This is a genomic window from Camelimonas sp. FR25, from assembly GCF_059740505.1.
Map to the genome: position 1 here is coordinate 1 of NZ_JCAWFG010000034.1, position 4,685 is coordinate 4,685.

At 58.6% G+C, this 4,685-nt stretch carries 5 protein-coding genes and 2 pseudogenes; 4 read left to right on the forward strand and 3 right to left on the reverse strand.

Translation table 11 applies throughout. The annotated features are described in order from the left end of the window. Positions 1-231, forward strand: a 231-nt coding sequence (locus tag AC6A67_RS04115) for an integrase core domain-containing protein (protein ID WP_498035290.1), incomplete at its 5' end; no start/stop codon positions are given. Between the two features lie 38 nt (positions 232-269). Here AC6A67_RS04115 and AC6A67_RS04120 read toward each other — a convergent pair. After that, a complete protein-coding gene (locus AC6A67_RS04120) occupies positions 270-458 on the reverse strand; it encodes a hypothetical protein (RefSeq protein ID WP_498035291.1) in 189 nt (62 codons plus the stop codon). Positions 459-613: 155 nt separating this feature from the next. Between AC6A67_RS04120 and AC6A67_RS04125 the strand changes: the two are divergent. The 3 genes and pseudogenes from AC6A67_RS04125 to AC6A67_RS04135 all read left to right on the forward strand — a co-directional run. After that, positions 614-1,029: pseudogene (locus AC6A67_RS04125) on the forward strand (DDE-type integrase/transposase/recombinase); the annotation flags it as partial. Positions 1,030-1,186: 157 nt separating this feature from the next. Next, positions 1,187-1,453, forward strand: a complete 267-nt coding sequence (locus tag AC6A67_RS04130; protein WP_498035294.1) for a hypothetical protein — start codon at positions 1,187-1,189, stop codon at positions 1,451-1,453. A 330-nt stretch (positions 1,454-1,783) separates the two neighbouring features. Next, entirely contained in the window at positions 1,784-2,254 is a 471-nt protein-coding gene (locus tag AC6A67_RS04135) for a hypothetical protein (protein WP_498035292.1), read from the forward strand. A gap of 937 nt (positions 2,255-3,191) precedes the next feature. On the opposite strand, the pseudogene AC6A67_RS04140 reads toward AC6A67_RS04135, so the two are convergent. Together AC6A67_RS04140 and AC6A67_RS04145 are read right to left on the reverse strand one after the other, a co-directional pair. After that, a pseudogene (locus tag AC6A67_RS04140) lies at positions 3,192-3,463 on the reverse strand (DDE-type integrase/transposase/recombinase); the annotation flags it as partial. 150 nt (positions 3,464-3,613) lie between these two features. Further along, the gene (locus tag AC6A67_RS04145) at positions 3,614-4,015 is read right to left on the reverse strand and encodes a hypothetical protein (protein ID WP_498035293.1); all 402 of its coding nucleotides are present in this window, start codon (positions 4,013-4,015) and stop codon (positions 3,614-3,616) included. Positions 4,016-4,685 lie beyond the last annotated feature (670 nt).

A 4,685-nucleotide genomic window follows, 5' to 3' on the forward strand; every position in this document is an offset into this window, starting at 1 on the left:
ATGGATGGCCGCGGCCGCTGGATCGACAACCGGATGACCGAAAGGCTTTGGCGCTCGCTGAAATACGAATGCGTCTACCTGAACGCGTTTGAAACCGGATCGGAAGCCCGCAAGGGCATCGCCGCCTGGATCACCTATTACAACGAAAGCAGGCCGCACTCATCGCATGGTGGGCGGACGCCCGGCGAAACATATGCTACCGGAAACCACGACGTCAAAGCCGCCGCCTGAGGCAACACTGATCCGAGCTTAACTGAGCGGCTGTCTGGTCAGAAATTCAGGACCACCTCAGTCCGGCCACACAGCGCCATCGGCAACAAACCGCCGATATCGCCATTGAATGGCTCATCGGCGGCACAGCCGGCATGAGCCAACAGACCCAAAAATTCCAGTTTTAACTGGCCTGGATTTGGGGGCAGGCTCACGAGTGCTTCGGCTGCAAGGATCGCCTGATGCATAGTTGGGATCATGGCGAGAACATTAACCGATCGCAAAGGTAACGGCCACCCCAGAGCGTGAGGCGAGTGTTCGCTCGTGCTCAGCAAGCTCAATCGCAATTCGCAGAAGATATCTTATGGAATATCTAGGCGGTTTGCTCACTGTTGCGTTCTGGCACGAAACCGCGCCTTTCAAGGTTCTGGTCTACGCGCCGTTGATCGAGAAGCGCCTGCGCCGCTTCCGCAAACCCCATTGCGCATCAATCCGTTTGGACGAGATTTACATCAAGGTCCGTGGCGAATGGCGGTATCTCTACCGCGCCGTGAACAAGCACGGGGCGTCGATTGATTTCCTGCTCACAGCACACCGCGATCTTGCCGCGGCCAAACGCTTTTCCGTAAGGCCCTGAAAGTTTGCCACCTGCTTGCGCCGGACACGATCGGTAAGGACGGGGCCAGCGTCTATCCTGCGGCCAGCAAGGACGGCGCCATGGAAGGCCTTCTGGGCGCCGATGTCACCCATTGCGTCTCAAAGCACCTGCAGCAGGTAATCGAGAGCGACCACTTCCGGCTCAAACCGATGATGCCGAAACGAAACCTGAAAACAGGGGGGCGCAGGGATCTTTGCGGCTACCGCCATGGATTGCGACAGGTCCCGAAACACCCGCCATCTCGCACAGGCGGGCCGGGCTGCGGCTGGCCAGCTAAACTGAATGAGGTAATATCGACGCGCCAAGGAGGCGCCCCAGATGTCGACAGACAGCGAGCCAGATATCATCACGTCACCTCTCTCGCGGCAGATCACGGGCGACGGCATAACCGTCAGCGTCGAGATATATCGCTTTAAAGACGACGACGGCTGGGTTCTCGAGGTCGTGGACGCCGATTCGAACTCGATTGTCTGGGAAGACACATTCGCGACAGATCGGGACGCGTGGGACTATCTCCAGGCTGAAATCCATCTGCAAGGGCTGAGGAATATCACCGTATTTGAAGAGGAAGGCTGCTTACACTAGGCGGGTTCCTGGCATCTCAGCCAGATGAACCCACTCCGCCGTCTGCTCCTTGCGTTGAAGGTCAGTCAGTCGGCCTGGCCTAACCCCTTGAGGCACATCGGTGAAAAATTACGTCGGGCCACTGGCTGCGCCACTGCGCACAGTCGATCGACCCACCGCAGAGAAAAACCCGCCACGCGGCGGCATGGCGGGCAAGTTCACATTCACACTCGAGAGTGCGGCCCCAGGCTAGAGTGGATTCAGCTGTTTGGCTAGCGCGCGCCTCTGGCTCCATACTTTAGTACCGTGCGGAACGTGTGCAGAGCCGCCAGTCTGCGCTACCCTGCGACCATGCCAAAGCCCATCCTGCTCTACCGACTGACGCCCACGCAAATCGCGCTTGTCGACCGATTGGCGCAAGCCGGAGAAGGCGTCCTGCTTTCTGCGCTTGGAAGCCCTCAGATCACGGTCTGGCTGGAGCTTGAGAAACTCGGCATGGCTAAGCTCCAGGTCAACGGACGGCGCAAGCTGAGCGTTGTTTTAACGCCCACGGGAGAGCAGATTCGGGCCAATGGGTATCTATCGCCCAAGCCCGTGGTTCGCCTCACAGAGCCGCAGATCGCCGCCCTGCGGTTCATTGTTGGAGATCAACGGAAGCTCGGTGATGTACCGGGCCCGATGCTCGACGTAATCCGTCGTCTGTCGCTCCGGGGCTGGGCACAATGGGACGAAATGCCCGGAGGCAAATACCGGATCAGACTAACCACCGATGGTTGGAACGTCCTGCGGCTCGTGGATGCTGGCAGGGAGGCGCGGCAGTAGGTGGCGTAAGATGCCAGCACAGGGCTGCCGTCGAGCCAGTGAAGCCCATCACGAATATTGTGAAGCTGTCTTTGTCGCCACCGTGAACTGACTGGTAACGTGCCTGGCGTGAATTCAATGGGCGCAGTTTGGCGTCAACGCCAGGAGGGGGTATGTTTGCCCCCCTTAACGAGGCGCGTCAGTGCAACTAATCAGTATAGACTAAAGTCCAATTAATTGCACGGTCAATTTGTGGTTACCTAGCGGCATCATCGTGCACGCCACGATGGTGTGCGTTTGTGCTGGCCGATGTGTGAAGCGCCTCTGGCGCCTTTTCCGCGCAGCCAGCACAAAGGCCCGCCACAGGGGGGGGGTGTGGCGGGCCTCCGCTGCGCCCAGTCAGGATCAGCCCCAACCCAGCATGCCGAAAACGTATGATCGACCGATCATCGGCGCAAGCTGGCGATGGAATATTTTTCCAATTTTGTACAAGACAGGCCTTGGCGCGCGGACCGGCAATTATTATCCAGCGCCAACCCTACGATCTTCGAATGCGTTCACGTCGATGACGTCGCGTTGGGCTCGGACTCGATCTGGTTGGGGTGTGTCGGGGTGTACGTAGAACTGCCGCGCTGGCTCCGCCAGCGTCTTCTCGCCCTGATCGCAGCCAGTTGACCTTCATCTTGAACGAGGGGCTGTGGTTCAACCCAATGCGTCGTAGAGGGAATCTGTTATGATTATGGACGTTCGAGAGCCGCTCTAATACCAGAACCCGATGAGCATGACTCATCGGGTTCTGGCCAAGCCCGTGCGGCGCCTGAGCATTTAAGGATGCGGATGCGTCAGCATCTTCGCATCCTGGTATAAGTTGTCCGCCGTCAGCGCCAATGGCACAGATTTGAGGGGCCTGTCGCAATCCATGGCGGCAGCCGCAAAAACCCCTGCTCCGCCCGTGTTTTCAGGCTTCGTTAACCTTTTGCACTCCGAAACAGAGTGCAAGCAGGTCATTCGCCGGCGGACCGTCCGGTCGCCGACGAAGCCGAAGCCCTTGCGCAACCACAGTAGCGCCTCGAAGCCAGCGATCGTACGCCGAGCCGTCGTGAAGCTGCGCAGGCAGCCCGCTTACGGCACCATCAGTTTGAGGCGGAAGTCGTCGCTCTCGATTACCTGCTGCAGGTGCTTTGAGACGCGATGGGTGACATCGACGCCCAGAAGGCCTTCCGTGGCGCCGTCCTTGATGGCCGCAGATAGACGCTGGCCCCGCTCTGCGCTCAGCCTGCCCGTCGCATTGCGGCTGACCATGCAGCCTTGCCTCAAGCCCGAGGCCCGCGGCCACCTGCACCACGTCCCGGGACACGATCCGCCTGAACGGATCTGGCGTTACGGAAACCAAGGCCAGTTGGGCTCCCTATCGCAAGTGTACACGCCCGACACCCCGATGCCGTTGTGGCCGCCGCTAGCCTCCTCTAGCTCATCGAGTATCGCGTCTGCCGTCCGGGGCGTCACCCCCTCCTTGAAGTGGACCTCATATAGAACCATCGCCTTGCTGTCGCACCAGATGCTCTCGATGAGATGCCGGCATGGCGGCCGGACAGCCATGACCATGCGGGCCATGCACTCCAGTTCGTGCGCTTTTCCGTATCTGCTGCGCAATCGAACGCCAGTTACCAGAAGTTCGCTAATGCCAGTGGTGGGAACCTTTTCCCCGCTGCCACGCTTTCTGACGCCCGCAGCAATAACCTCGGGCTCATGTCGGGGAACAACGTCAACTGGCGCTGGCATGACATCCTCCTATACCTGAATCCTTCCAGGATCCGGCGTGAAGCCCAACAGCGAAGCTTTGGAATATTCGGCGCACATCCGCCCAAGCGGACACAGCAGAAACGTGAACCTGATGCAGCCTGTATCATTCATCCTGACTGCCGGCCATCCGCCGCGACGGCCTGATCCTCAAGGACGCCGACCTGGCCGTCGCGCGGGAACGGCGATGGCCAGATGACGTCCGCAAGTCACTCCTGCCGCTGTTTCCACCAGCGGAGCGGATGGCCGGCCACTCTGAGCCAGAACTGCGGCCAGCGAGAACACTGCAGCACTAGCGATATAGGGCCCGATCTCATTATTTATCTGGAGCAACGACGAAATAATTGCTCCACTTGGAACAGACACCACGAGGACGAGACCCGCCCATAATGCGCAAGAGGTAATTTGCATCGGCATCGTATTTCCTCCCACCCCGGGGAAACCGGAATTAATAATTATGGAAAGATGATCACTCGTCAATCCTGATTACGCCTTTTGGTTGATCGGCATCAAATTTGATCGGGTCTGAATGGATAACTATTCTGGCAGCAAGCACCCACTGTAAATAAAGATACAGTTGTCACTTATTCATGGCACTTGGACACCTCGAAAAACATGCTTATCCGCTCCCGTTGAGGTTTCGAGAGCCTCC